Genomic DNA, 23,782 nt, shown 5'->3' with positions numbered 1-23,782 from the left:
CCTGACCCGGCTAGCCCGCGAGGTCGTCGTTGGGGAGCCTGGCCTCGCCCGCGGGCCGGCGGACCGCGATCTCGACGAGCTTCCGCACGTCCGCCGCGGGGACGGCGACGCCGGGCGTCTCGAACGTCCAGCGCAGGAACTCCTCGACGCTCATGGCGGGCACCTCGCCGAGATAGGGACGGACGTACACCGGCGTGTCCGGTTCGCTGCGCCAGCTGTCGGCGAGCGCGCCGATGTCGACCGCGTCGAAACCGAGGACGTCCAGCAGCCGGGTGGCCTCCGCCTTCGCCCCGGCGTCGTCGCCGGCGACGGGCAGGGCGCTCCGGTCCGCGGCGCCAGCGGGCCGCGCGAGGGAGACGATCTGGTGCGGGGTGATGGTGTTGAACGCCTTGACCACCCGCGCGCCCGCGAGGTGGCGCTGCAGCAGGGCGCTGGACGTCAGCTCGCCCGCGTCGAGTTCGGGCAGGTGGCCGTCCCGTTCGGGGTAGTAGTTCGCGGTGTCCAGGACCGTCTTGCCCGCCAGGGCCTCGGCGGGGAGGCGGTCGTAGGCGCTGAAGGGGACGGCCGCCACCACCAGGTCCGCGGCGCGCGCCGCCTCCGCCGGCGCGGCGGCGCGGGCCCGGCCGCCGAGGTCGGCGACGAGGCCGGCGAGGGTCTCGGGGCCGCGCGAGTTGCTGAGGACGACCTCCAGTCCCGCGGCGACGGCCAGGCGGGCCACGGCCGAGCCGATCATTCCGCTGCCGATGAGTCCGAGCGTTCGGGGCACGGCTGTCTCCATTTCGTCGGGAATCGCTCACCGGCCAGCGTGGAGCGGGCACGGCCGCCCGGCCAGCACCACCGCGTGCCTACGCACGGCGTGATCACCCGCCGCGCCGCGCGTAGAGTGATCGCGTGGACGACCGCGCGGAACTGAGCGGGTTCCTCCGATCGCGCCGGGCCCGGCTGCGTCCCGAGGACGTCGGGCTGCGCGACTACGGGGGCGCGCGCCGGGTCGCGGGCCTGCGGCGCGAGGAGCTGGCCCGGCTCGCCGGGGTGAGCGTCGCCCACTACACCCGGCTCGAACAGGGCAGGGCCGGCAGCGTCTCGGACGAGATCCTCGACGCCGTCGGCGCGGCGCTGCGCCTGGACGCCGACGAGCGGAGCTACCTGCACCGGATCGCCCGGCGCCCGCGGCCGTGCGCCGTGCCCGAGGGCGGGCCGGAGGTGCCCCCGGGCCTGCGCCACCTGCTGCGGTCGTTCGAGATGACGCCCGCCCTGGCGATCGGCCGGCACACCCAGATCGTCGGCTGGAACCGGCTCGCCGCCGCGGTGTTCGGCGACTTCGCCGCGCTGCCGGCGCCCCGCCGCACCCTCACCCACCTGCTGTTCGCCGAGCCCTACCTGCGCGAGCTGCACGAGGCCGACTGGGAGCGGACGGCGCGCGAGCACGTGGCGCACCTGCGCGTCCTGCTCGGGCGGTTCCGCGGGGACCCCGCCCTGACCGCGCACGTCGACGGCATGCGCGAGCTGAGCCCCGACTTCGCCCGGATGTGGGCGGAGCACTCGGTGGCCCAGGTCCGGTCCCGCTCGTACCGGCTGCACCACCCGGTCGTGGGCCGCCTCACCCTGCACGGCGAGCGCGTCGCCCTCCCGGACGAGCCGTCCTGCGTCGGCCTGGACCTGTTCGCCGCGGAGCCGGATTCACCGTCCGAACGGGCCCTGCGCGAGCTCGCGAACCGGTAGGACGGCGCCGCCGTCTGGTGCCCGGACCAGAGGCGGCCTGGTGCTGGATACAGGGTCGAATCGGGTCCGCGCGTCATGGTCCCGGCAGGGTCCCGGAACCTACCGTCGAGATCATGAACACCGACGTCATGGTGCGGATCAGCCAGGTCAGCAAGACCTACGGCCGCCGCGACAACCGGGTGGCCGCGCTCGACGGCGTCTCGGTCGCGTTCCCGGCCGGGCGGTTCACCGCCGTCATGGGCCCTTCGGGGTCGGGGAAGTCCACCCTCCTCCAGTGCGCCGCCGGGATCGACCGTGTCGACGCCGGTGAGGTGGAGCTGGCCGGGACCGCGCTGAACCGGCTCAGCGAAAGCGCGCTGACGAAACTGCGCCGTGACCGCATCGGGTTCGTCTTCCAGGCGTTCAACCTCGTGCCGTCGCTGACGGCCCGGCAGAACGTCGCGCTGCCGCTGATGCTGGCGGGCAGGCGTCCGAAGCGCCGCGACGTGGACGCCGCGCTGGACCGGCTGGGCCTGGCGGAGCGGCGGCGGCACCGGCCCGGTGAGATGTCGGGCGGCCAGCAGCAGCGGGTCGCGATCGCCCGCGCGCTGGTGACGCGCCCCCAGGTGCTGTTCGCCGACGAGCCCACCGGCGCGCTGGACTCCCGCTCCTCGCGGGAGGTGATGACGCTGCTCCGGGAGCTGGTGGACCGCGAAGGGCAGACGATCGTGATGGTCACCCACGACCCCGTCGCGGCGTCGTTCGCCGACGAGGTGCTGTTCCTCGCCGACGGCCGGATCGCCGGGAGCCTGGAGGCCCCGACGCCGGACCTGGTCGCCGCGCGGATCACGAAGCTCGAGGGGGAGCGATGATCCGGATCGCGCTGGCCACGCTGCGCAGCCGCGCGGCGAGCTACGCCGGGGCCTTCCTGGCGCTGACCCTGGGCACCGCCATCATCGCGATGACGGCCCTCACCCTGGCGGCGGTGTCCTCCGCCGGGTTCCACGGACCGCAGCGGTACGCGCAGGCCCCGGCGGTCGTCACCGCGCCGGTCACGCTGACGCTGAAGGACGACGACGGCGACCCGCGCGAGTTCCCGCTGAGCCGGCCGAAGCCGGTGTCCCGGCAGGCCGTCCAGGCCCTGTCCGGCACGGGCCGGACGGTGCCGGACCGGACGTTCTCCGCCCGGCTCGCCGGCGGCCCGGACGACCAGGTCGGCCACCCCTGGAGCACCGCCGCGTTCACCCCGTACCGGCTGGTGAAGGGGCACGCGCCCGCGTCGTCCCGCGAGATCGTCGTCGGCGGCGGGGACCCGGAACTGGTCGGCGGGACGGTCCGGGTCGCGACCGGCACCGGCTTCGGCGAGTACACGGTCGCCGGGGTCACCGCCCCGGTGTGGTTCGAGCACGCCGTGTTCTTCGCCGACGCGGAGGCGGCACGGCTGTCGCCGCAGGTCAACGCGGTCGTCGCATACGGCCCGACGGCGTCGGTGCGCGCCGCCGTCCAGGGGACCGGCGCGCGGGTGCTCACGGGCGAGGACCGGCTGCTGGCCGAACGCGACCAGAACGGCGGCCGCGACCAGCTCCGCGACGCCGAAGGGATGGCCGGTACGTCGATGATGCTGGTCGCGTTCGTCGTGGTCTTCGTCGTCATCGCCACGTTCGCCTTCGTGGTCGAGCAGAGGCGCCGGGAGATGGCGCTGCTGCGGACCGTGGGCGCGACGCCGGGGCAGGTGCGCCGCATGGTGCTCGCCGAGGCGTTCCTGCTGGCCGTCCTCGCCTCGGCCCTCGGGTGCGCGGCCGGCGTCCGGCTGACCGGGGTGCTGCGCGGCTGGATGGTGGACCACGGGGTCGCGCCGTCCTGGCTCCAGGTGGACGCCCGTCCCGTCCCGCTGGTGATCTCGTTCTTCCTGGGGCTGCTGGCGGCGGTGATCGGCACGGCGGTGGTGTCGTGGCGGGCCGGACGCGTCCGTCCGGCGGAGGCGCTGCGCGAGGCCGCCGGACGGCGCCGGGCGGCCACGCCGGTGCGGCTGGTCCTCGGCGGCGTGCTGCTCGCGCTCGGCGTCCAGAAGAGCGCCGCCGTCGCCGGCGGCGACCAGGTCTCGGCGCTCAGCATGCAGAACTACCTGTTCGTCCCGGTCCTGCTGGTGGGCGGCTGCGCGCTGCTGACCCCGCTGCTGGTCCGTCCCGTCCTGGCCGCGCTGGCCTGGCCGCTGCGCCGGCTCGGCGCGGGCGCGATGGTCGTCCGCGAGGGCGCGCTGTTCGCCGGGCGGCGCACCGCCGCGGTCGCCACCCCGGTCGTGCTGGCCGTCGGCCTCGGCGCGGCGCTGTTCACGGCGCAGGACGCGGCGAACGCGGCCAACGTCGCCGGGCTGCGCGCCGGAAGCAGCGCCGACTACATCCTGTCCGCCCAGGGCGGCGGCGAGATCGGCCCGGCCGTCGTCGACCGGGTGCGCGCCGTCAAGGGCGCCACGGTCGCCGTCTACACGCCCGCCGAAGTACGGCTGAGCGGCGACGGCGACCGCTACCTGGGCACGCTGTCGGCCTTCGCCGTCGATCCGGGGGCGCTGACCGCGACGCGGCGTCCCACGGTCGCGGACGGGTCCATGGCACGGCTCGGCGGCGACTTCCTGGTCCTGGACCGCGACAGCGCGCGGGCGTTCGGCGTCCGCACCGGCGACCGGGTCCGGGCCGGGCTGCCGGACGGCACGTCCGTGCCGCTGCGCGTCGCCGCCCAGACCCGCACCACGGTCACCGGTGAGATCGGCTACCTCCCCGCCGCCTTCACGGGCGGGGCCCGCCCGACGCAGATCGAGGTGAAGGTGGCGGCGGGCGGCGACGCTTCCGCGGTGGCCGCGGCGCTGCGTTCGGCGGTCCGCGATCAGCCGGTGCGGCTGTCCACGCGGGCGTCGCTGCTCGACGCGGAGCAGGCCGAGCAGCAGCGCAAGACCAGGCTCGCCACCGGGAACGTGTTCGGGATCGCGCTCGCCTTCGCCCTGCTCGCGATCGCGAACACCCTGGTGATGGCGGCCCCGGACCGCCGCCGCGAGCTGTCGGCCCTCACCCTGGCGGGTGCCACCCGGCGCACGACGCTGACGTTCGTGGCCGCCGAGACCGTCGTCGCGACGGTCGCCGGGGTCGTCCTCGCCGGCGCGGCGGCGGCCGCCGTCGTGGCGGGCCAGCGGGCGGCGCTGACCAGCCTGGTGGGCGGCTTCCCGATGACCGTCCCGTGGACGTCGGTCCTCGCGGTCACGGCCCTGTGCGCGGTGACCGCCGTGGGCACCTCCGTCGTCGCGACCCGCCTCCTCGTCGGCGGGCCCGCCCCGCGCGGCGAATGAACCGTGCGGCGAATGAACCGCGAGGTGTCAGCCGGCCCGCAGCCGCACGTCACCGCTGTTGCTGCGGGCCTCCAGGGCGGACGGGGAGGCGGCGTCCGCCGGGATGGTGACGTCCCGCCGGCCGGAGACGGTGTCGGCGCCGATCCGGTACCGGCCCTGGGGAACCGTCACCACGATGTCGCCCGTGTTGGTCGTGACGGCCGCCCGGCCCGGCGCGGCAGCGAACCCCAGCCGGACGTCTCCGGTGTCGGTCCGCGCGTCGACGGCGGGCGAACGCAGCGCCATGGCCGTCACCTCGCCCGAGACGGTCGTCGCGCGGACGCGCCCGCCGACGTCCCGCAGGTCGAGATCGCCGCTGCCGGACGTCCACGACACCGCGCCGGTGAGCCCGGCCACCGTCACGTCGCCGGTGTCGGCGCGCACCTCGACTCCGGCCGCCGCCGGAACGCGCAGGACGACCTCGGCCCCGCACCGCGTGACCCGCTCGCCGTCCCCGTCGCGGCAGCCGCCGGCGAGCCGGAGCCGGTCCCCGTCCCAGGTCTCCCTCAGGTCGAGGGTCCGCCCGTCCCGGGTCCGCCGCTCGACGTCGACGCGCCCGTTCGCGCCCGCGCCGACCAGCACGTGACCGCTGTCGAACTCCACGACCACCTCGGTCACCGCGTGGACGCGCGAGTACCGGACGGTTTGCGGCGCGGGCTCGTCCGGACCGCTCAGCCACATCCGCCCGCCGGCGGTCCCGGCGCCCAGCAGCGCGACGGTGACGGCTCCGCCGAACGCGATCCAGGCCGCGCGCAGGGCCTTCACCGCTCACGCACCGCTGAGGAACTTCAGCACGGCCAGGACGCGGCGGTGGTCCTGCGCCGTGCCGGGCAGCTCGAACTTGGCGAAGATGTTCGCGACGTGCTTGGCGACGGCGCTCTCGCTCACCACCAGCTCCTCGGCGATCCCGCCGTTGGACCGGCCCTCCGCCATCAGCCGCAGCACGTCGTGCTCGCGGGGCGTCAGCCGGTCGAGCGGGCCGTCGCTGCGGCTGAGCAGCTGCGACACCACCTCCGGGTCGATCACCGTCCCGCCCCCGGCGACGCGGCGCACCGCGGCCAGGAACTCCTCCATGTCCGCGACCCGGTCCTTCAGCAGGTATCCGAAGCCGCTGGTGTCGCCCCTGAGCAGTTGCGCGGCGTGCCGTTCCTCGACGTACTGCGACAGCACCAGCACGCTCGGCCGGGGCCCCTGCCCCCGCAGTTTCAGCGCGGCGCGCAGGCCCTCGTCGGTGTGGGTGGGCGGCATCCGCACGTCCACGACGACCAGGTCGGGGTCGTGCTCCCCGACGGCCGCGAGCAGCGCGTCGGCGTCCTCCACCGCCGCGGCGACGGTCAGGCCGCCGAGCTCCAGCAGCCGGACCAGGCCCTCGCGCAGCAGGAACGAGTCTTCGGCGATCACAATGCGCATGGCAGTTCCACGGTCAGGCGGGTCGGGCCGCCGGTCGGACTGGACAGGGTCAGGGTGCCGTCGACCGACGCGACCCGCCGGGACAGCCCGGCCAGGCCGCTGCCGCCGGCGGTGCCGCTGCCGCCGGCGGTGCCGGCGCCGCCGTGGCCGTCGTCGGCGACCGTCAGCACGATCCGGTCGCCGCGGCGCGCGAGGACGACCTCGGCACCGGACGCGCCGGAATGCTTGACCACGTTGGTGAGCGCCTCGGAGACGACGAAGTAGGCGACCGACTCCAGCGCCGGGGGGAGCCGTTCGGGCAGGTCGACCCGGACGTCCACGGGGATCGGCGTGCGGCCCGCGAGCCCGGACAGCGCCGCGTCGAGCCCCAGCTCGTCGAGCACGGCGGGATGCAGGCCGCGGATGAAGTCGCGCAGCTCGGTCAGCGCGAGCTTGGCCTCCTCGTGGGAGCCGGCGATGACGTCGCGGGCGGGTTCGGGCAGGTCCTTGAGCATCGCGCGGGCGATGCCGAGGTTCATCGCCAGCGACACCAGCCGCTGCTGGGCGCCGTCGTGCAGGTCCCGCTCGATCCGGCGGCGTTCGGCGTCGGCGGCCTCGACCGCCGCGGCCCGGCTCGCGGCGAGCCCGGACATCCGGCGGGCCGCCGCGGCGCGCTCCTGCCGCCGGGTCGGCCCGAGGAACGCGCGCGCCACCGCCAGGTCGGCGCGCGCGAGGGCGGTGGCCAGCGCGGGACCGAGCAGGAGGAGGAGCAGTCCGGCGACGGTCATCGCGGCGACGGCGAGGGGCGCGCCCGGATCCCAGCCGAGCGGGCCGTCCGGCGGCAGCGTCCAGGCGTGCAGGGGCGCGGTCGCGAGCAGCAGCCCGCCGCTCCAGGCCGCGCCGGCCAGCGCCGCCATGGCGACCGCGACCGGCCCGGCCACGAAGTGGTAGGCGACCTGGCGCCAGGCCGTGGCGGTGACGGGCCAGCGCCGCCAGGACGGGCCCGGCCGGTCCCCGGCGGGATCGGCGCCGGTGAAGACGGTGATGCGGGAGCGCTGCAGCACGGTGCAGACGCGCACGACCGCCAGGATGACGGCGAGCACCAGCACCGGGGCGACGACCGATCGCGCGAGCTCGATGCCGACCGCGACCGGGAACGCGACGGCGGCGAGGCCCGCCAGCGCCACCGCGCCGCCCGCCGCGAGCTGCGCCGTGGCCAGCCACGGAGCGGCCCGGAACGGCGATCCGCACCACGCCCGGAGCCCCCCGCGCGCCGGGAACCGGCGCGGCATCAAGATCACAGGCGTCACGCTATCCGACGCTCGACGGTGCTCGCGGCGCCCGCGGGGCGGGGGCGGCCGGCTGCGCGTTCGCCCAGGTCGACAGCAGCTGGACGGCGGCCTCGGTGGCGCTGCCGGCCACCGGTACGAGCACGACCAGCCGCTGCCGCGCGTCGTCGACGGGGACGAAGTGCTCGAACGCGAACGTGACGGTGCCGAGGGCCGGGTGCCGCAGGTTCTTCGCCCCGTGGGCGCGGATGTCGACGTCCCCGGCGCTCCACAGCGCGCGGAACGTCTCGCTGCCGTCGCCGAGTTCGCGGATCAGTTCGGTCAGGGCGGTGTCGGTGGGGTACCGCGCGCGCGTCACCCGCAACTGCCCGGCGGTCACGGCGGCGGCCTGGTCGTAGTCGACGTAGAAGTCGCGGCTGCCCGGGTTCAGGAACAGGTGCCTGGCGAGGTTCGCCCGCGCGGGCGAGACGACGGCGCCGGGCGCGATGTCGAGCGTGAACAGGCGGACGGCCACCGCGTTGGCCACCAGGACGTCGAACCGGTCGTTCAGCACCATCGCCGGTGTGCTGACGAGGTTCAGCATCGCCACCAGTTCCGGCCGTACGGTCTCGGTGCGCGGGGCCGGGGTGCGGGAGCGTTCCCGTCCCGGCTGGGCGAGGGTGCGCAGGTGGTCGCGTTCCACCTCGTCGAGGCGGAGCGCGCGGGCGAGGGCGTCGAGCACCTCGGGGGAGGGACGCCCGGCCCGCCCCTGCTCCAGCCGCTGGTAGTACTCGACGCTGATCCCGGCCAGCCGGGCGACCTCGTCCCGGCGGAGCCCCGCCACCCGGCGCCGCGTCCCGCCGGGGATCCCCGCGCTCTCCGGGGTGATCCGGGCCCTGCGGGACCGCAGGAACCCGGCGAGCTCGCTCCGATCTTGCACGGTTCCCAGTATGTCCGCCTCGTCCGGGACGGTCGACGGTGGAGGGTGGCCCTCCCGGTACCGGTAACGGCCGGGGCTGGGACCCCGGCTCCGCGCTCGGCAGGCTTGCGGCTCACCGGACCTATCACCGGACATCTCACCGGACCTCTCGCCGAGTGCAAGGAGACGATCAGCATGTGCCACGACGTCGACAGCCGGCCCCCCGCGGCGCCCGTCGTCACCGGACGGGTGGCCGAGCACGGGCCGCTGGAGATCGGCGCAGCCGACGGCAACCGCTTCCGCGCCTACCGGGCGGCCCCGGACGCGCCCAACGGCCTCAACGTGCTGTTGCTGCCGGACGTGCGCGGGATCCACCCGTTCTATGCCAGCCTTGCGCAGCGGTTCGCCGAGGCCGGTTTCCACACCCTGGTGATGGACTACTACGGGCGCAGCGCCGGCACCGCGCCCCGGGACGACGCGTTCGACGGCTACGCCCACATGGGCCTGCTGGAACCGCACCATGTCGAGACCGACGCCGACGCTGCCGCCGAGGCGCTCCGCGCCTGGCATCCCGGCCCGCTGTTCAGCGTCGGGTTCTGCCTGGGCGGCGGCTACTCGTGGCGGCTGGGCGCCGCCGGGCTCGGCCTGTCCGGCGCCGCCGGGTTCTACGGGCCGCCGCGCTTCGTCGGCGACCGCGCGGACCAGCCGTCCGCGCCGCTGCTCATGCTCCTGGCGGGCGACGACGTGGCCACGACGCCGCAGGAGTTCGCCGAGCTGACCGCCACGTTCGACCGCGCGGGCAAGCAGTACGAGGCCCACACCTACGAGGGCGCCCCGCACTCGTTCTTCGACGACTCCTACGACCAGTGGCAGGACGCGTGCACCGACGCATGGCATCGCATCCTCGCCTTCACCGCGCGCCACGGCGGGGACCCCGTCGCCTGAACGAGCCGCGCCCCCGTCCGTTTCGCCGGACGGGGGCCGGACGGGGGACGAGCAGGGGCCGGACGGGGACGGGCGCGGTCAGCGTGCGGTGGCGTGCGCGGGGTCGGGGGTCTCCGGGGTTTCGGCGGCAGCCCGCGGCGGTGTCGCGGCGCGCGGCAGGACGAGGCTGACCAGCAGCCCGACGACCATCCCGGCCGCGGTCAGCAGCACCACGACGAGTTCGCCGTGGGCGGTGGCGGAGCGCAGGGCCTCGCCGGTCCTGCCCTCGGTGCCGATGTCGGCGAGCGCGGTGAACACCGCGAGGCCGATGGCGTTGCCGATGTTGAGGGCCGTGGACGCGATGCCGTTCGCGACGCCCTGCTCGTGGGCGGCGGTGCCGGTCGCGGCGGCGATCCACATCGCCGTCCAGACGATGCCCTGGCCGACGCCGGAGACGACCAGGCCGGGCACCAGCAGGCCGTAACCGGCGCCGGCGTCGAAGCCGAGCACCATGACCGCGGTGCCGGCGGCGCCGACCGCGAAGCCGATCAGCAGGGTCGTGCGCAGGCCGATCCGGGTCGTCAGCCGCTCGCCGAGCTGCGTGCCGGTGGCGATCGCCAGCGAGGGGACGAGGAACGCCATCCCCGTCTGCAAGGCGCTGTAGCCGTGCACGCTCTGCATGAGCACGGTCAGGAAGTAGGGCAGCACGCCGAAGGTCGCCATGTAGATGAACGTGACGCTCATGCCGATGGTCAGGCTGCGGTTGCGGAACAGCCGGAACGGCATGAGCGGGTCGGCGCTGCGCCGCTCGATGGCCGCGAACGCCGCCAGCAGCACCGCGGCGAGCACGAACGCGCCGATCACCAGCGGGCTGCCCCAGCCCTCCTCCGGGCCTTCCACCAGCGCGAACACCAGCAGCGTCGCGCCCGCGGTGACGGTCAGGGAGCCGGGCAGGTCGAAGCGCCGCCGCGGCCCGCGGGACGGGTCGGGCGGGATCACCGCGAGCGCGGCCACGGCCACGAGGGCGGCCAGCGGGACGTTGACGTAGAAGACGGCCGGCCAGCCGAAGTTCTCCGTGAGCACGCCGCCGAGCAGCGCGCCGATGGTCAGGCCGCTGGCGCCCGCGCCGCCCCAGACGGCGAGGGCCCGGTTGCGCTGCGGACCCTCGGCGAACAGCGTGTTGATCAGCGACAGCGTGGACGGCAACAGCAGCGCGCCGCCGATCCCCTGCACCGCCCGCGCCACGATGATGGCGGCGGGCGACGGCGCGAGGCCGCCGGCCAGCGACGACACCGCGTAGAGGGCGAGCGCGAACACGAAGACGCGGCGGCGGCCCAGCAGGTCGGCGGCGCGCCCGCCGAACAGCAGGAACCCGCCGGCGAACACGACGTAGGCGCTCACCACGAGCTGCTGGGTCTGGCCGGGGAAGCCGAGCTCCGCGCCGATCTCGGGGAGCGCGACGAACACGATGTTGAGGTCCAGCGCGTAGATCAGCTGCGCGATCGCCAGCAGGGCGAGGGTCCAGCCCAGCCGCCGTCCGGCGGGCCTTCGTGCGAGAGCGGACATGCCAGAGGACACCCTTCGGGGTTCGGACGGGTCCGGGCGGGCCGGCTGGGCCGCCCGGGATACGACTGTACGAATACTTACGTACGATCGAACTATCCGGCAAGGGGGATTCCCGCGATTGTTCGACTATCGCGGTACAGTCGGACCATGAGGTACCGTCACCCGGACCGCGACCAGATCCGCGTCGACGGGGTGCTGTCGGCGCTCGGCCACCCGGTGCGGCTGGCCGCCGTCCGCGTCCTGGACGCCGGCGGGGAGCACAACTGCAGCAGCGTGCTGGTCGAACTGGGCATCGCCGCCAAGTCGACGATGACCCACCACTGGCGCGTCCTCCGCGAGAGCGGCGTCATCTTCCAGGAGCCGTCCGGCCGGGAGAACCTGCTGACCCTGCGCCGCGACGACCTGGACGCCCGCTACCCCGGCCTCCTGGACGCCGTCCTCGCCGGCGCCCGCACCGACGAAGCCGGCTCCTGACCCGGCCGCCCGCCTCGTCCGCGAGCCTCGTCCGCGAGCCGATGGCGCGAGGTGCACGCGCCCGGGGGAGCGCGTTACAGGTCGAGCAGCAGAGCGCGGTGGTCGGAGACCTCGGGCGCGGCCACGACCTCGAACCGCTTCACCCCGGCGGGGTCCGAGACCAGCAGGTAGCTGGCGTGCCGGAGCGGCTTGGGGTAGCGGGACGTCCTCGTGTCGGCGTCGCCGACCAGGTCGGTCAGCCCGAGGTCACCGAGGATCTGGAACGTCTTGCTGTCCGGGAGCAGGTTGAAGTCGCCGCACACCACGGTCATGTCGCCGTCCCGGCGCGCGTCCTCGACGAGGGCTGCGAGCCGCTCGGCCTGCGCGAGGCGGGCCGGGGTGTCGGCCTTGCCGCGCGGGTCGCGCAGGCCGTGCAGGTTGACGACGGTGACGAACCGCCGCGCCCGGCGGTCGTGCACGCGCACGCCCAGCGCGGCGCGGGGCCGGCCGTCGGTCGGCCACTGATCGCGGTGCTCGGTGTAGTCGCCGTGCACGAACGCCGACCGCATCCCGACCACGGGGAGGGATTCGGCGACGAAGGTGGCCACGCCGAAGTCCTGCCGGTGGTCCCTCTGGCCGTCGTGGACCGGCCCGGTGTCGCTCGCGGTGAAGAGCGCGTGGTGGCGCGGGAGCAGGCCGCGGACGTCGGCGAGGAGGTTCGCCCGCTGGGGCAGCGACCGGTCGGCGTCGTCGAAGCGCGTCCAGCCGCCGAGGGCCGGGGTGTGGGTGACCTCCTGCAGGCACAGGACGTCGGCGCCGCACGCGTCGAGCCAGGGGGCGAGGTCGTCGAACATCGCCCCGCCCCAGGCGTTGAGGGAGATGATCCGCACGGGCACCCAATGTAGGTCCGCCTCGTCGCGCAGGCCAGTCGCGGGGGCGCGCCCGCCTGTCAGCGCGCGGGGGAGCGGAGCGCCGCCCAAGCGGCGAGGCCCTCTTCGGTGAGGAAGCGGTCGAGCGCGGTCACCACGGCCCCGTGGAGCGCCCCGTCGCGGCCGAGTGCGGCGGCGACGACGGGCGGCGGGTCCGCGCGGCGGAAGCGCATGAGGCCCTCGGCGAGCGCGGCGTCGAACTCCGGCTCGGCGGCGGCCCGGAGCGGTTCCGCGAGGCCGCCCAACGTGACGACAGCGGGGTCCAGGGCGTTGATCAGCCCGGCGAGACCGCGGGCCAGCCCGGTCGCCGCACGGCCGACCGCCGTCCGGACGGCCGGGTCGGCCGGGGCGCGGGCGAGGGCGTGCTCCGCGTACGTGCGGGGGTCGCGGGGCGGCGGGTCGCCGAGGTGGCGGGCTATGGCGCGGCCGTCGACCATCAGTTCCCAGCAGCCCCGGGCACCGCACGGGCAGCGCAGGCCGGGGTCGCCGAACGGAAGGTGGCCGAACTCCCCGCCGGCGCCCGTCGCGCCGTCCACCGGCCGCCCGCCGGCGACCAGGGTGCCGCCGACGCCCACCTCCACGGTGACGTGCAGGACCGTCCCCGCTTCGGCGGCGACGCCGTGCCGGGCCTCGGCGAGACCGGCGAACGTCGCGTCGTTCCCGAGCAGCAGCGGCACGTCCGGACCCACGGCCAGCGCCGCCAGGTCCACCGCGTCCCAGCCGAGCACGGACGACTGGACGACCCGGCCGCGCTGGACGGTCGCCGCGACCGCGACGGACACCGCGCGGACGCGTTCTCCAAGGCGCCGGTGGACGCGCCGCACCGCGCCGGCGACCGCGCCGACCACGTGCTCGGGGTCGCGGCTGCGATGGACGCCGGTCGCGACGATCTCGGGCTTCCCGTCGAGTGCGGCGACCGCGCACCGCCAGTCCTCCTGCCGGAGGTCCACCGCGATCACGACGGGCCCGTCCGGGTGCGGGGCGAGCACGGTCGTCGGACGGCCCCGGCCCGCCGCGGCGGCGGGCTCCTCGGCGAGGAGGGCGAGGTCGCGCAGCCGCGCGGTGATCTCGGTGGCCGAGCCGGTGCCGAGACCGAGGCGGCGGGCGACGGCCGCCCGGGTCGCGCCCGGCTCGCGGCGCATCTCCTCGAGCACGGCGAGCGCACCGCGCCAGCGCGCGGGCTGCCGGCGGGCCTCGCCGCCGCGGGTGTCAGCGGGCCGCGGCCGGTTCCGGGCGCCTGCCATGCCGTCCTCCCCTCGATTATGCTCGTTGGACGAGTTTATTCGACGGGAACGCCGCGCGGCGCGCGCCCTCCGGCGGCTGCGTCCCCGCGGCGCTCCACCGAGGAGGGCGGCATGACCGGCGAAGTGACCCCGTTCCGGCTCGACGTCCCGGAGTCCGCGCTGACCGACCTGCGCGAACGCCTGAGGCGCACCCGCTGGCCGGAGGAGGCGACGGTCGGCGACTGGTCGCAGGGCGTCCCGCTCGGCTACCTGCGCGAGCTGTGCCGGTACTGGGCCGAGGAGTACGACTGGCGGGCCACCGAGCGGCGCCTGAACGCGCTGCCGCAGTTCCGCACGTCGATCGACGGGCTCGGGATCCACTTCCTCCACGTCCGCTCGCCGCACGACGGCGCGCTGCCGATCGTCCTCACGCACGGCTGGCCCGGCTCGATCGTCGAGTTCCTCAAGGTGATCGGGCCCCTCACCGACCCGGAGGCGCACGGCGGCGACGCCCGCGACGCGTTCCACGTCGTGTGCCCGTCGCTGCCCGGCTACGGGTTCAGCGACAAGCCCGCCCGCGGCGGCTGGGGCGTCGAGCGGATCGCCGGCGCGTGGATCCGGCTGATGGCGCGCCTCGGCTACGAGCGGTACGGGGCGCAGGGCTCCGACTGGGGCACCACCATCACCGCGCTGATCGGCCAGAACGATCCGGAGCACGTGGCCGGCATCCACCTCGTCCCGCCCCTCGCGGCGCCGGACCCGGCGACGTTCGGCGACCTCACCGCCGCCGAACGCGCCGCGCTGTCCGCACTCGAAAGCGCGCGGGAGCAGGAGGACGGGTACTCGCTGGAACAGTCCACCCGGCCGCAGACCATCGGGTACGGGCTCGTCGACTCCCCGTCGCTGCTGTGCGCCTGGATCATCGAGAAGTTCCGCGCCTGGACCGACTGCGACGGCCACCCCGAGAACGCGCTCACCCGCGACGAGCTCCTCGACAACCTCATGCTCTACTGGCTGCCCGGGACCGGCGCGTCCGCCGCCCGGCTCTACTGGGAGAGCTTCAAGCAGGTCCAGCGGCTCTTCACCGCCGGGACGGCCGACCTGGTGACCGTCCCGGCCGGATGCTCGGTGTTCCCCCGGGAGAACCCCCGTCCCTCCCGGCGATGGGCCGAGAAGCGCTTCACCGACATCCGGCACTGGAACGAGCCCGGCAAGGGCGGCCATTTCGCGGCGTTCGAGCAGCCCGACCTGTTCGTCGACGAGCTCCGCTCGTTCTTCCGCCTCGTCCGCTGACCGCCCTCCGGGTCCTGCGGTGCTACTCCTGGACGGTGAACTCCGTGCTGACCGGCGCGGGGCCGAGCACCCACGACGCGGTGAGCTTCACCTTGGTGCCGGCCGGGACCGAGTCGGCGACGTGGATCTGGAACTGGGCGCCCGCCTGGCTCGCCGGGATGCTGCCGTCGGCCGGCACGTTGAGCTGCGCGATCACGCCGGGCGTGTCACTGGTCAGGTTGATCCTGGCGCCGAACGGGTGCCAGATGTCGCCGAGGCCGACCACCCCGAAGTTCTCCACGTTCCCGGGGTAGTGCCGCACCGGCCCGAGGACGCCGATGGAGAACTTCTTTGGCACGCCGATGACGCCGTTGAACTGCGTGGCGGTGCTCAGCGCGGCCATGACGGTCGCGAAACGCGGCCGGTCGTAGGCCGTCGACTCGATGGCGAAGGTCGCGCTGGTCGACCCGGCGGGCACGACCACGTAGTAGGGGAACGAGACGGCCGCGCTCTCGTAGGGGGTCTTGCGCAGGTCGACGGCCAGCCCGCCGACCGGCGCCGGGGACTTGATCCGCACCGTGCCGGTGATCTTGCCGCCCTCCGGCGCGATGCGCTTGTCCACGGTGAAGTCGGTGACGTCCTGCACGCGCGCGTCGATCGGGTCGACGGTGACGGACGTCTCCGCGACGGAGCCGCCGACGCCGGCCTTCAGCCGGGTCACCGTCCCGGAACTGGTCGCGGACTGCACCCGGATCGGGAAGCTGACGCGGCGCTGCCCGGCGGGCACCGTGACGCGGTGCTTGGTCGACTGCCAGTAGGTGAGGTCCTCGTACTCGTTGCCGTCCAGAAGGTCGACGGTGACACCGCCGGCGGGGGCCGGCTCGGCCAGGGTGACCGTCTGGACGGCCTCCTCCCCGGAGGAGATCCTGGACGGCGACACGCTCGTGGACTCGACCGTGACCTCGGCCGCCGACGCCCGCAGCGGCGCGAACACCACGGCGGCCAGCGCGAGGGGCAGCACGGCGCCGGCGGCCCGGCGGGCGGAGGAGGCGGAAACGGATGCGTTCATGGGCCCCAGTCAATGATCTTCGACGCGGCCCGCACCAGATCGCGGCCCCACACGTTCGATCTTCGTAAGGATTGCGGCCGCCGCCGCGCTGAGAGCACCTCCGATCATCAGGAAGGATGTCGGCTGAAGCGCTCCGGCGCGACGACGAGGAGGAACGCGATGGGGGACCGGCTCGTCCGGCTCGTCCGGCCGGCCGCGGTGGCGCTGGCCGCGGCGGCCGCGCTGGCCGTCGTTGCGACGGCGGGCTGCGGCGTGCGGCCCACCGGGGTCGTCAGCGCGGGCGGCCCGGTGGAGGCCGCCGGCAACAGCGGCACCATCACGGTGTACCTGGCGCGGGGCAAGCACCTCAAGGCGGTGGCGCGCCCCGAGCTTCCGGGACACCCCTACCTGGCATTGAGCCAGCTCAGCGTCCCGGTCACCGCCGCCGAGAAGCTTCAGGGGCTGCACACGGAGGTCCGCCGGCCGCTCGTGGCCCGGCTGGTGCGCGTCGCCTCGCTGCCGAAGGACGACGCGGTGCTGGTCGTCGACCTGCCGGACACGGCCCCGCGCCGGCCGGTGCACTGGTCGCGGACGGCCGTGGCCCAGATCGCGTGCACCGCGGAGGCCGTCCCGGGCATCAGCAGCGTCCGGCTGTGGAGCGCCCCGAACGCGGACGAGGACGGATGGGGCCGCATCCGGTGCGGCGACTACCGCGACGCGCGCTGACCGGCCCCGCGCCGATCATCCCTCAAGGGCGGCGAGAAGGTCGTCGAGGGCCTTGCCGAGGGCCGCGGAGTTCGCCGGGGTGAACCAGGTGGTGCGGATCCGCTCGTTGCTCCCGTTCGGGGTCTCGTGGTCGGCCGCGAGCTGCCGCAGGGAGCGGGTCCGGTCGTTCAGGGCACGCCCGACGCCTTGGAACAGGCCGCGGACGTACCCGTCCGCGTCGTCGGCGGCGATGCCGTGGCCGGCGGCCCACGAGGTGAGCGCGGCGAGGTAGGAGTAGTGCGCGGTCAGCGTCCCCGTCAGCGCGGAGAAGACGTTGAAGGCCGCCTCGTCCTCGGCCGGGAGCACCCCGCCCAGGCGCTCGAACAGGGAGTTCACCGTCGGGTGCGACGGATACGTCACCGTGACGCCGCGGCGTTCGCGTACGGCGGGGAGAGGAATCGCCCGTACCAACGGTGCGTCGGTGCCCAGGGTGCGGCGCAGGTCGTCGATGCCGACACCGGCCATCACGTTGACGACGATCTTGTCTCCGCCGACCGTCAGGCCGGCGAGCGCCTCGTGCCTGTCCTGGCCGCGGACGGCGATGACCACCACGTCGGAACGATCCACCACCTCCTGATTGCCGGCGCACACGCGCACGGACCCGAAGCGCTCGGACAGTTCCGCGACCGTGCCCGCGCCGCGAGGGGACAGGAACACCTCGGGGGACTCGCCGGCCCCGTCGCACAGGCCTGTCACGATCGCACGGCCGATCTCGCCCACTCCGATGATGCCGATCCGCTCCACAGTGGCCATCCTCCTCCCATAAGCACGGCGAAACGGCTGAAACGCCGGTCCGTGGGTGCCCGGCACGCCGCCGGGCACCCACAAGGGACGGACAAGTGGATCGGATTCCCACCGCCAGACCGAGGATAGTGGCCGCCGGCCGTCCGGGCCGCGATGACCGCGCGGGACAAAACCGCATCCTTCACGGTGAAACCCTATGCGATCGATAATGCGCCCGGCCGCCGGACAATTCCGTTGGAATCGCCGCCGGGCGCGTGGCTGGCGACCGTTGGTCACCTCTGCTATACGTAGAGTCACTCCACCTTGTTCGGGGTGGGGAGGGGGCATCCGGTGTTCCCAATGGGGATCCGGGCGTGAAAAGGAAGAAAAGGGAACCACATGAAGTCCTTCAGCTACACCGAGCTGGACAAGCTGGCCGGCGAGGTTCTGCCGGAGCGCGCCGTGCTGTCCACCCTTCTCGTCGGCGGCGACAGCGACAACGACAACCAGAACTTCAACCTCGGCAACGGCGGCGGCCACGACGGCGGCACCACCGCGGTCGTCCCGAACTGCCAGAGCAACATCAACCACTCGCAGGGCGGCCTCGTCGGCGCGCTGGGGCTCAGCTCCGAGAACCCCAACCAGTCCTTCACCTGCGCGGGCAGCTCGGTCATCTCGGGTCGCTGATCCGAAACGACGTGCTATGCGGGCCCAGGCCCGCCCAGGAAGGGCCGGCGCCCACGCGCCGGCCCTTCCCCCTTTTTCATTCCCCTTACCGCGCACGCTCCAATTCGCAGGACGGAGCAGCGGCTTTTTCGAGCGGCTCGGAGCCGGCGGCACAGACCCGGCGAATAAAGGCGATCTGGTCCGCGCAGGCGGTCTCGTCCGCCACAGAAAAGAACAGATCGCATACCCATTTCGATCACACCCGGCCGGAGATGCCGTCGACGGTCACGCCGGCGCGGGCGGTGACGGCCGGACCTCGCGCGGTTCGGCCGGCTGCAAGAGGCGGTTGAGAAACTCCTCGACGGCGATCTCCGCGGTGTTCTGAGCGGCCGCTATGTCGTCGGCCAAGGCGATGACCAGCGCCATCTCGTTCCCGGCGGCCAGCAGGATGTGCGCGAACGGTTCGACGAGCTGCGCCGGGACGCGTCCGGCGTCGGCGGCCTCCTGCAGGACGGCCTTGAGCATCCCCAGCCCGTACTGCTCCTCGATGGCGCGCCAGCGGCGCCAGCCCAGCACGGTCGGCGCGTCGATCAGCAGGATCCGGCGCACGACCGCGTCGCCCGCGAGCCGGATCCAGGCCAGCTCCGCCGCCTTGAGCAGGCCGTGCGCCTCGGTCGCCCCGCTCGCCGTGGCGGCGGCGAGGGTGGCTTCCCCCACCTTCGCGTGGACCGCCTCCACCACCGCCTCGAACAGGCGGTCCTTCCCCCGGAAGTGGTGGTACAGCGATCCGCGGCTCACCCCGGCGCGCTCGAGGACGGCCTCGATCGACGTGCCCTCGTAGCCGCGGTCGGCGAACAGCTCGGTGGCCACCTCGATCAGGCGCTGCCGGGTCGCCTGCCCGCGGTCAAGGCGTCGGTCCATGCGTTACCTCCGTTGACAAACCGACAGTCGGTTTATAACTTCTAGACCGACAGTCGGTTTCCTGCATTGTCGCTGTTCACCTTACGATTACGGAGGCAGCATGTACCTGGCCGGATACGACGATCATCGGCACACCGTGCGCACCCCGTCCGGAACGCTGAGCTATGTGGAGATCGGCACCGGGCCGGCGGCGCTCTTCGTCCACGGAGTGGCCACCAACGCCTACATCTGGCACGACCTGATCCCGCTGCTCGCCGACACACGGCGCTGCATCGCCATCGACCTTCCGCTGCACGGCCAGAGCCCGGCGGCACCCGAACACCCGCTCACCGTCGGCGCGTTCGCCGACACCCTCGCGCACGTCTGCGCGCACCTGTCCCTCGACCAAGTGGACCTCGTCGGCCATGACACCGGTGGCGCGATCGCCCAGGTGTTCGCCGCCCGCCACCCCGAACTGATCCGCACGCTGACGCTGACCAACTGCGAGACACAGGACAACATCCCGCCGGCCGCCATGGCGGCCACCGTAGAGGCGGCCCGCGCCGGTCAGCTCGCCGCCGCGGCCCCGGACCTCGTCGCCGACCCCGCCGCCGCCCGCGCGATCTTCAGTACCGGCTACCAGGACCAGCGGTACCTGACGCCGGAGCTGGTCGACGCGTTCCTCCAGCCGGTCATGGGAACCCCGGCGGCCGCCGCGCGTTTCGAGGAACTGATCGCCCGGCTCGGACCGGACGACCTGCTCGCCGCCGAACCGGCCCTGCGGGCACTGCGCGCCCCCACCCTGATCGCCTGGGCGACCGACGACGAGTTCTTCGACATGAAGTGGGCGCGCTGGCTGCACGACGCCATCCCCGGTGCGCGCGACGTCGTCGAGATCACCGGCGGGAAGCTCTTCTTCCCGCACGAACGCGCAGCCGAACTGGCCCCCCACATCCGCCGCCACTGGACCACCACCGACCCCGCATGACCACCCACGGCGGCGGCGCCAGAAAGAAGCCTGGCGCGCGCCGCCCATTCCCCATCAGGATTCGCCTGGGCCGCCCCGGCCGCCGGACGGGTTCGACGATCTTGCTTGACGCCCGCGACGGCTAACCGCTATCCATTAGCTAGCCGTTAGAGGTGCGGCCTTGATCGGCCGCAGAGGACGAAGCCGGGGATCGATGGACGCGTACGGCGATGTGCTGCAGGTCCGCGGACTGTCCAAGCCGCAGGGGCAGGCGGAGGGCTTGATCCCCACGTCGCATGAGGTCGCCCCGGTCGCCACCGGACGGCCGGACGCGCCGATCGGGCTGGAGGACTGACGCCGATGGGACGCGTCCTGCTCGTCCTCCGCCTGGTCCTGGCCGACCTGCGCCGCCACCCCGCCCAGGCCGTCATCCTCCTGGTCGCGATGACCGCCGCCACCGCCACGCTCGCCCTCGGCCTGTCCATGCACGGGGCCACCGAGAAGCTGTACTGGCAGACCCGGCAGGCCACGGCCGGGCCGGACGTGGTGATGTACTCACCCGGCACGGACCGCACCACGATCACCGCCCTGGAGTCGCTGGAGCACGCGCCTGGGGTCGTCGCCTACAGCGGGCCGGACCGGCAGTACTACACGCAGCTCGCGGTGCACGGCTCATCGGGCGCCGCGGTGGTGCAGGTCACCGATCCGGCGCCGCGCCCGGTCGACCGTCCGCTGGTGACCTCGGGTACGTGGGTCCGCCCCGGAGGCGCCGTACTCGAACGGGGCTTCGCCTCGGTCCTGGGCGCCGAGGTCGGCGACCGCGTCACTGTCGCGGGCCGCTCGCTTCCCGTCGTCGGGATCGCCGTGACCGCTGCCCGGTCGGTCTACCCGTGGGCGCCGGGGATCGGCCCCGGCGGCGGGCCGAGCCACGGCGGCGGCCTGGTCTGGCTGGCCGAACAGGACACCCGGGCACTGAAGTCGGCCGACGTCCCGGTGACCTCCTTCATCGCCCTGAAACTGCGTGATCCCGCCGCCGCTCTCACGCTGAACAGGCATGACCCGGCCATCGCCGCGGCGTTCGCGAACACCTGGGTGCACACCAAACCCTGGCAGCACATCGCCCAGCAGGACTTCGTCATCCTGCGGGTCAGCCAGCCGATCCTGGCCGTCGGCAGCTGGCTGCTCGGCTTCCTGGCCGTCGGCGGCATGGCGACCCTGGCGGCCGGACGCGCCGCCAAGCAGACCCGGCGGGTCGGGCTGCTCAAGGCCGTCGGCGCCTCACCCGGTCTCATCACCGCCGTGCTGCTCGCCGAATACGCCACCCTGGCGCTGCTCGCCGACACGCTGGGCCTCACCTTGTCGCGGCTCCTCGCACCCGTCATCGTCAACCCCACCGCGAGCCTTCTCACCAGCGCCGCCGGCCCGTCCGGCGACACCATCGCCGTCACGACCGTCGCCGCCCTCGCGGCTGCGGCCCTCACCACCTTCGGCCCGGCGCTGCGGGCGCTGCGCACCGGGACCGTCTCCACTCTCGCCGACCCCGTCCACCGCCCCAGGCGGCGGGCCCTGCTGAACCGGATCTCGGCGCTGCTGCCGACTCCGCTGCTGCTCGGGCTGCGCCTGATCGCCCGCCGGCCCGGCCGCACCGTCCTGCACGCCTGCAACCTCATGACCAGCCTGACCATCGTCACCGGCCTGCTGATCGGCTACGTCCAGCCGGTGAAGGGCAATCCGGGCTCTCCGATGGCGGACGACGCCCGCGTCGCGCACGACCGCCACCTGCTGCTGGCCGTCACCGCCGCGGTGATCGTCCTGGCCCTGGTGAACACCATCACGATCACCTGGACCACCGCCCAGGAGGCCCGGCCCGCGATGGCCATCGCCCGCACCCTCGGCGCCACCCCCGCGCAGGTCACGGCCGGGCTGTCCACCGCGCAGCTCCTGCCGGCCCTGCCCGGCGCGCTCGCGGGCATCCCGCTGGGAACGTCCGTCTACCTGTTCTTCAGCAACGGGGAAGTGAACATGCCTCCCACCTGGTCGTTGCTCACCGCCGCGCTCACCGCGATCCTGGCGACGGCGGCGCTCACCGCCGTGCCCGCCCGCATCGCGGCCCGCCGATCCATAACACGAACCCTCACCAGCGACCTCTAAGACCTGGTCGGTCGTGGCCAATGAGCACCGCGGCGATGCCGATGACGGCGTGGCCCGCGGTGTGAGCGGATCGGCGGGACGTCCCGTCCCAGCGCACCCAAGATGAGCGACCAGCCCACTCCGTGTCAGTACGCGGCGGCGGTCATGCATCCGGACACTCCGATCAGGCCGATCGGGCCCACGAAGGCGCCCCGGATGACCCTGCCGAAAGCGTCGATTCCCGTTGCGCAGGCGTAGCGGGGTGGGCCGCCGGACGAGAAGGCGCGCATCACCCCGGGTTCGGGCGGAAAGACCTTGGTGATGCGCATCGGCTGCCCTTCGCCGAACTTGAAGAGCTTGGTGGTCGCGGGGTGTCCTTCTTCGAGGACGCCGTCGCCCGTCCGTCCGTCGAGGTTCATGGTCACGCTGGTGAGCACCTGCGACCCGCCGGGCGCCCGGAACAGGATGCGGCCCGAGCGCAGGTCGGTGCCCACGGCGGTGGTGTCGAGGGCGTGGACGGCCAGGCCGCCGACCGGTGGGCCGTTAACGTCTGGGCCGGGGCTTGCCGGAGTGGTCGCGGTTGGAGCGGCGACGTCGCCGAGGGTGTAGCCGATAGTGCGGTTGTCTCCCGCCCAGATGATCTCGCCGACGACCGAGGATCCGCTGGCCGACCATGTGCGGCGGTTCCCCGTCGCGGCATCGAGCATTGTGAGCGTGGCATGCGGAGGGCTGGCCGGTATGGCCGGCGATGATCCCTGCTGTCCCGCCCCTGCCCGCTTGGCCGACTGCGGGTCGCAGGGCTCGGTGGCGTAGGCGATGTGGCGGCCGTCCGGGCTGATGGCCAGGCCCGCCACCAGAGCCGGCGTGACGCCACCCCTGATCGGAGTGATCCTGGCGGGTCGTCCGCGTGGGGTGAGACCGACGCGGTAGAGCCGCGACTCGCACGGCGTGGCCCGGGACGAGGCGATCACGAAGGTCCCGTCGGGAGCGGCGACGATCTGATGGGCGCGCCCTGTCGCCGGTGACGGCGCGGGAACGGAGGCGATCACCCGGCTCCGGCCCGAGCTCGGAGCCGACCGCACCTGAAACCACGGGGAGGGCCTACCTCGTCTCGTCCCGCGCTTCGCCGTTGCCGGATCGGCGACCGTACTGATCATGAGCCAGAAACGCGGCTTCCGCTGCGGCGTGGCCGTCGAAGTGCCGCCGTCGGCGGGTGTCGTGGCAGTGGTGGACGCGGATGCCGGAGCGTGCCGCTCGCCGCCGAATGCCAGCCGGGCTCCGGTGGCGCCGCCTGCGACCACCACGGCCAGCGCCACCGGTATCGCCCACCGCCGCACATGGCGCCGCCGCCCTGATTCGGTCCGCGGAGCATCCGGTTCCTCGATCATGCGTTGATCATTTCGTCCTGAGAGTCGTCGAGCAGGGCGATGACCACTTCGGGACAGGCGTCCAAGCGCACTGAGTCTGCGAGTGGCCGCCTGGACTGATCTGTTGTCCCGGAACGGACTGCAGAGGTCGACCGGTACGTCGCGCCGACCGCAGCATTTAGGGCGCACGCTCCTG

23 protein-coding genes are annotated in these 23,782 nt (G+C 74.1%); 11 read left to right on the top strand and 12 right to left on the bottom strand.

What is annotated here, in order from left to right; genetic code table 11:
* Positions 1 to 10 precede the first annotated feature (10 nt).
* Positions 11 to 766, bottom strand: coding sequence for an NAD(P)-binding domain-containing protein (locus AB0C78_RS37810; RefSeq protein WP_360757782.1), 756 nt, complete (start codon positions 764 to 766; stop codon positions 11 to 13).
* A gap of 125 nt (positions 767 to 891) precedes the next feature.
* Between AB0C78_RS37810 and AB0C78_RS37805 the strand changes: the two genes are divergently transcribed.
* The 3 genes from AB0C78_RS37805 (at position 892) to AB0C78_RS37795 (ending at position 5,038) form a co-directional block, all read left to right on the top strand.
* On the top strand, positions 892 to 1,722 hold the full coding sequence (locus AB0C78_RS37805; protein WP_360757779.1) for a helix-turn-helix transcriptional regulator: 831 nt from the start codon (positions 892 to 894) through the stop codon (positions 1,720 to 1,722).
* 113 nt (positions 1,723 to 1,835) lie between these two features.
* Positions 1,836 to 2,573, top strand: coding sequence for an ABC transporter ATP-binding protein (locus tag AB0C78_RS37800; protein ID WP_360757777.1), 738 nt, complete (start codon positions 1,836 to 1,838; stop codon positions 2,571 to 2,573).
* Positions 2,570 to 5,038 (top strand): ABC transporter permease, encoded by a 2,469-nt coding sequence (locus AB0C78_RS37795; protein WP_360757775.1) that lies wholly within the window; start codon positions 2,570 to 2,572, stop codon positions 5,036 to 5,038. Before AB0C78_RS37800 ends, AB0C78_RS37795 begins: the two co-directional genes overlap by 4 nt.
* Positions 5,039 to 5,065: 27 nt before the next feature.
* Here the strand turns inward: AB0C78_RS37795 and AB0C78_RS37790 are convergent, their stop codons facing one another.
* Genes AB0C78_RS37790 through AB0C78_RS37775 form a run of 4 tightly spaced genes read right to left on the bottom strand, consistent with a single transcriptional unit; the run spans position 5,066 to position 8,674 of the window.
* On the bottom strand, positions 5,066 to 5,842 hold the full coding sequence (locus AB0C78_RS37790; RefSeq protein WP_360757772.1) for a DUF4097 family beta strand repeat-containing protein: 777 nt from the start codon (positions 5,840 to 5,842) through the stop codon (positions 5,066 to 5,068).
* A gap of 3 nt (positions 5,843 to 5,845) precedes the next feature.
* Positions 5,846 to 6,487 carry a response regulator transcription factor gene (locus tag AB0C78_RS37785; RefSeq protein WP_360757769.1) on the bottom strand — a complete coding sequence of 214 codons (642 nt, stop codon included), beginning with the start codon at positions 6,485 to 6,487 and terminating at the stop codon, positions 5,846 to 5,848.
* A complete protein-coding gene (locus AB0C78_RS37780) occupies positions 6,475 to 7,758 on the bottom strand; it encodes a histidine kinase (protein WP_360757804.1) in 1,284 nt (427 codons plus the stop codon). The genes AB0C78_RS37785 and AB0C78_RS37780 overlap by 13 nt, the downstream gene beginning before the upstream one ends.
* A gap of 19 nt (positions 7,759 to 7,777) precedes the next feature.
* Positions 7,778 to 8,674, bottom strand: a complete 897-nt coding sequence (locus AB0C78_RS37775; RefSeq protein WP_360757766.1) for a helix-turn-helix transcriptional regulator — start codon at positions 8,672 to 8,674, stop codon at positions 7,778 to 7,780.
* A gap of 174 nt (positions 8,675 to 8,848) precedes the next feature.
* Here AB0C78_RS37775 and AB0C78_RS37770 point away from each other — a divergent pair, with 174 nt between their 5' ends.
* Positions 8,849 to 9,598 (top strand): dienelactone hydrolase family protein, encoded by a 750-nt coding sequence (locus tag AB0C78_RS37770; RefSeq protein ID WP_360757763.1) that lies wholly within the window; start codon positions 8,849 to 8,851, stop codon positions 9,596 to 9,598.
* A gap of 78 nt (positions 9,599 to 9,676) precedes the next feature.
* Here the strand turns inward: AB0C78_RS37770 and AB0C78_RS37765 are convergent, their stop codons facing one another.
* The gene (locus tag AB0C78_RS37765; protein ID WP_360757760.1) at positions 9,677 to 11,143 is read right to left on the bottom strand and encodes an MFS transporter; all 1,467 of its coding nucleotides are present in this window, start codon (positions 11,141 to 11,143) and stop codon (positions 9,677 to 9,679) included.
* 147 nt (positions 11,144 to 11,290) lie between these two features.
* Between AB0C78_RS37765 and AB0C78_RS37760 the strand changes: the two genes are divergently transcribed.
* Positions 11,291 to 11,617 carry a helix-turn-helix transcriptional regulator gene (locus AB0C78_RS37760; protein WP_151542093.1) on the top strand — a complete coding sequence of 109 codons (327 nt, stop codon included), beginning with the start codon at positions 11,291 to 11,293 and terminating at the stop codon, positions 11,615 to 11,617.
* Positions 11,618 to 11,691: 74 nt separating this feature from the next.
* Here AB0C78_RS37760 and AB0C78_RS37755 read toward each other — a convergent pair whose 3' ends face one another.
* Both AB0C78_RS37755 and AB0C78_RS37750 read right to left on the bottom strand, forming a co-directional pair.
* Positions 11,692 to 12,486, bottom strand: a complete 795-nt coding sequence (locus AB0C78_RS37755; protein WP_360757756.1) for an endonuclease/exonuclease/phosphatase family protein — start codon at positions 12,484 to 12,486, stop codon at positions 11,692 to 11,694.
* A gap of 59 nt (positions 12,487 to 12,545) precedes the next feature.
* Positions 12,546 to 13,769, bottom strand: a complete 1,224-nt coding sequence (locus AB0C78_RS37750; RefSeq protein ID WP_360757753.1) for an ROK family protein — start codon at positions 13,767 to 13,769, stop codon at positions 12,546 to 12,548.
* A 111-nt stretch (positions 13,770 to 13,880) separates the two neighbouring features.
* Between AB0C78_RS37750 and AB0C78_RS37745 the strand changes: the two genes are divergently transcribed.
* Positions 13,881 to 15,041: an epoxide hydrolase family protein gene (locus AB0C78_RS37745; RefSeq protein WP_360757750.1), complete on the top strand. Its 1,161-nt coding sequence runs from the start codon at positions 13,881 to 13,883 to the stop codon at positions 15,039 to 15,041.
* Between the two features lie 22 nt (positions 15,042 to 15,063).
* Here the strand turns inward: AB0C78_RS37745 and AB0C78_RS37740 are convergent, their stop codons facing one another.
* Positions 15,064 to 16,089 carry a hypothetical protein gene (locus tag AB0C78_RS37740; protein WP_360757747.1) on the bottom strand — a complete coding sequence of 342 codons (1,026 nt, stop codon included), beginning with the start codon at positions 16,087 to 16,089 and terminating at the stop codon, positions 15,064 to 15,066.
* Positions 16,090 to 16,248: 159 nt separating this feature from the next.
* Between AB0C78_RS37740 and AB0C78_RS37735 the strand changes: the two genes are divergently transcribed.
* Positions 16,249 to 16,794 carry a hypothetical protein gene (locus AB0C78_RS37735; RefSeq protein WP_360757745.1) on the top strand — a complete coding sequence of 182 codons (546 nt, stop codon included), beginning with the start codon at positions 16,249 to 16,251 and terminating at the stop codon, positions 16,792 to 16,794.
* Positions 16,795 to 16,809: 15 nt separating this feature from the next.
* On the opposite strand, the gene AB0C78_RS37730 is transcribed toward AB0C78_RS37735, so the two are convergent.
* Entirely contained in the window at positions 16,810 to 17,586 is a 777-nt protein-coding gene (locus AB0C78_RS37730; RefSeq protein ID WP_360757743.1) for an NAD(P)-binding domain-containing protein, read from the bottom strand.
* A 369-nt stretch (positions 17,587 to 17,955) separates the two neighbouring features.
* Here AB0C78_RS37730 and AB0C78_RS37725 point away from each other — a divergent pair, with 369 nt between their 5' ends.
* Positions 17,956 to 18,243, top strand: a complete 288-nt coding sequence (locus AB0C78_RS37725; RefSeq protein WP_151542098.1) for a hypothetical protein — start codon at positions 17,956 to 17,958, stop codon at positions 18,241 to 18,243.
* A gap of 264 nt (positions 18,244 to 18,507) precedes the next feature.
* Here the strand turns inward: AB0C78_RS37725 and AB0C78_RS37720 are convergent, their stop codons facing one another.
* Positions 18,508 to 19,143 (bottom strand): helix-turn-helix domain-containing protein, encoded by a 636-nt coding sequence (locus AB0C78_RS37720; RefSeq protein ID WP_360757741.1) that lies wholly within the window; start codon positions 19,141 to 19,143, stop codon positions 18,508 to 18,510.
* Positions 19,144 to 19,243: 100 nt separating this feature from the next.
* Here AB0C78_RS37720 and AB0C78_RS37715 point away from each other — a divergent pair, with 100 nt between their 5' ends.
* The 3 genes from AB0C78_RS37715 (at position 19,244) to AB0C78_RS37705 (ending at position 22,240) form a co-directional block, all read left to right on the top strand.
* A complete protein-coding gene (locus AB0C78_RS37715; RefSeq protein WP_360757738.1) occupies positions 19,244 to 20,110 on the top strand; it encodes an alpha/beta hydrolase in 867 nt (288 codons plus the stop codon).
* Between the two features lie 193 nt (positions 20,111 to 20,303).
* Positions 20,304 to 20,444, top strand: coding sequence for a hypothetical protein (locus AB0C78_RS37710; RefSeq protein ID WP_360757735.1), 141 nt, complete (start codon positions 20,304 to 20,306; stop codon positions 20,442 to 20,444).
* Positions 20,445 to 20,449: 5 nt separating this feature from the next.
* Positions 20,450 to 22,240 carry an FtsX-like permease family protein gene (locus AB0C78_RS37705; protein ID WP_360757733.1) on the top strand — a complete coding sequence of 597 codons (1,791 nt, stop codon included), beginning with the start codon at positions 20,450 to 20,452 and terminating at the stop codon, positions 22,238 to 22,240.
* A gap of 125 nt (positions 22,241 to 22,365) precedes the next feature.
* On the opposite strand, the gene AB0C78_RS37700 is transcribed toward AB0C78_RS37705, so the two are convergent.
* Positions 22,366 to 23,607, bottom strand: a complete 1,242-nt coding sequence (locus tag AB0C78_RS37700) for a hypothetical protein (RefSeq protein ID WP_360757731.1) — start codon at positions 23,605 to 23,607, stop codon at positions 22,366 to 22,368.
* Positions 23,608 to 23,782: the final 175 nt, after the last annotated feature.

This window comes from Actinomadura sp. NPDC048394, assembly GCF_040651755.1.
In the GTDB taxonomy this organism is placed as follows: domain Bacteria; phylum Actinomycetota; class Actinomycetes; order Streptosporangiales; family Streptosporangiaceae; genus Spirillospora; species Spirillospora montaniterrae.
This window is presented reverse-complemented; position numbering and strand designations above follow the sequence as displayed.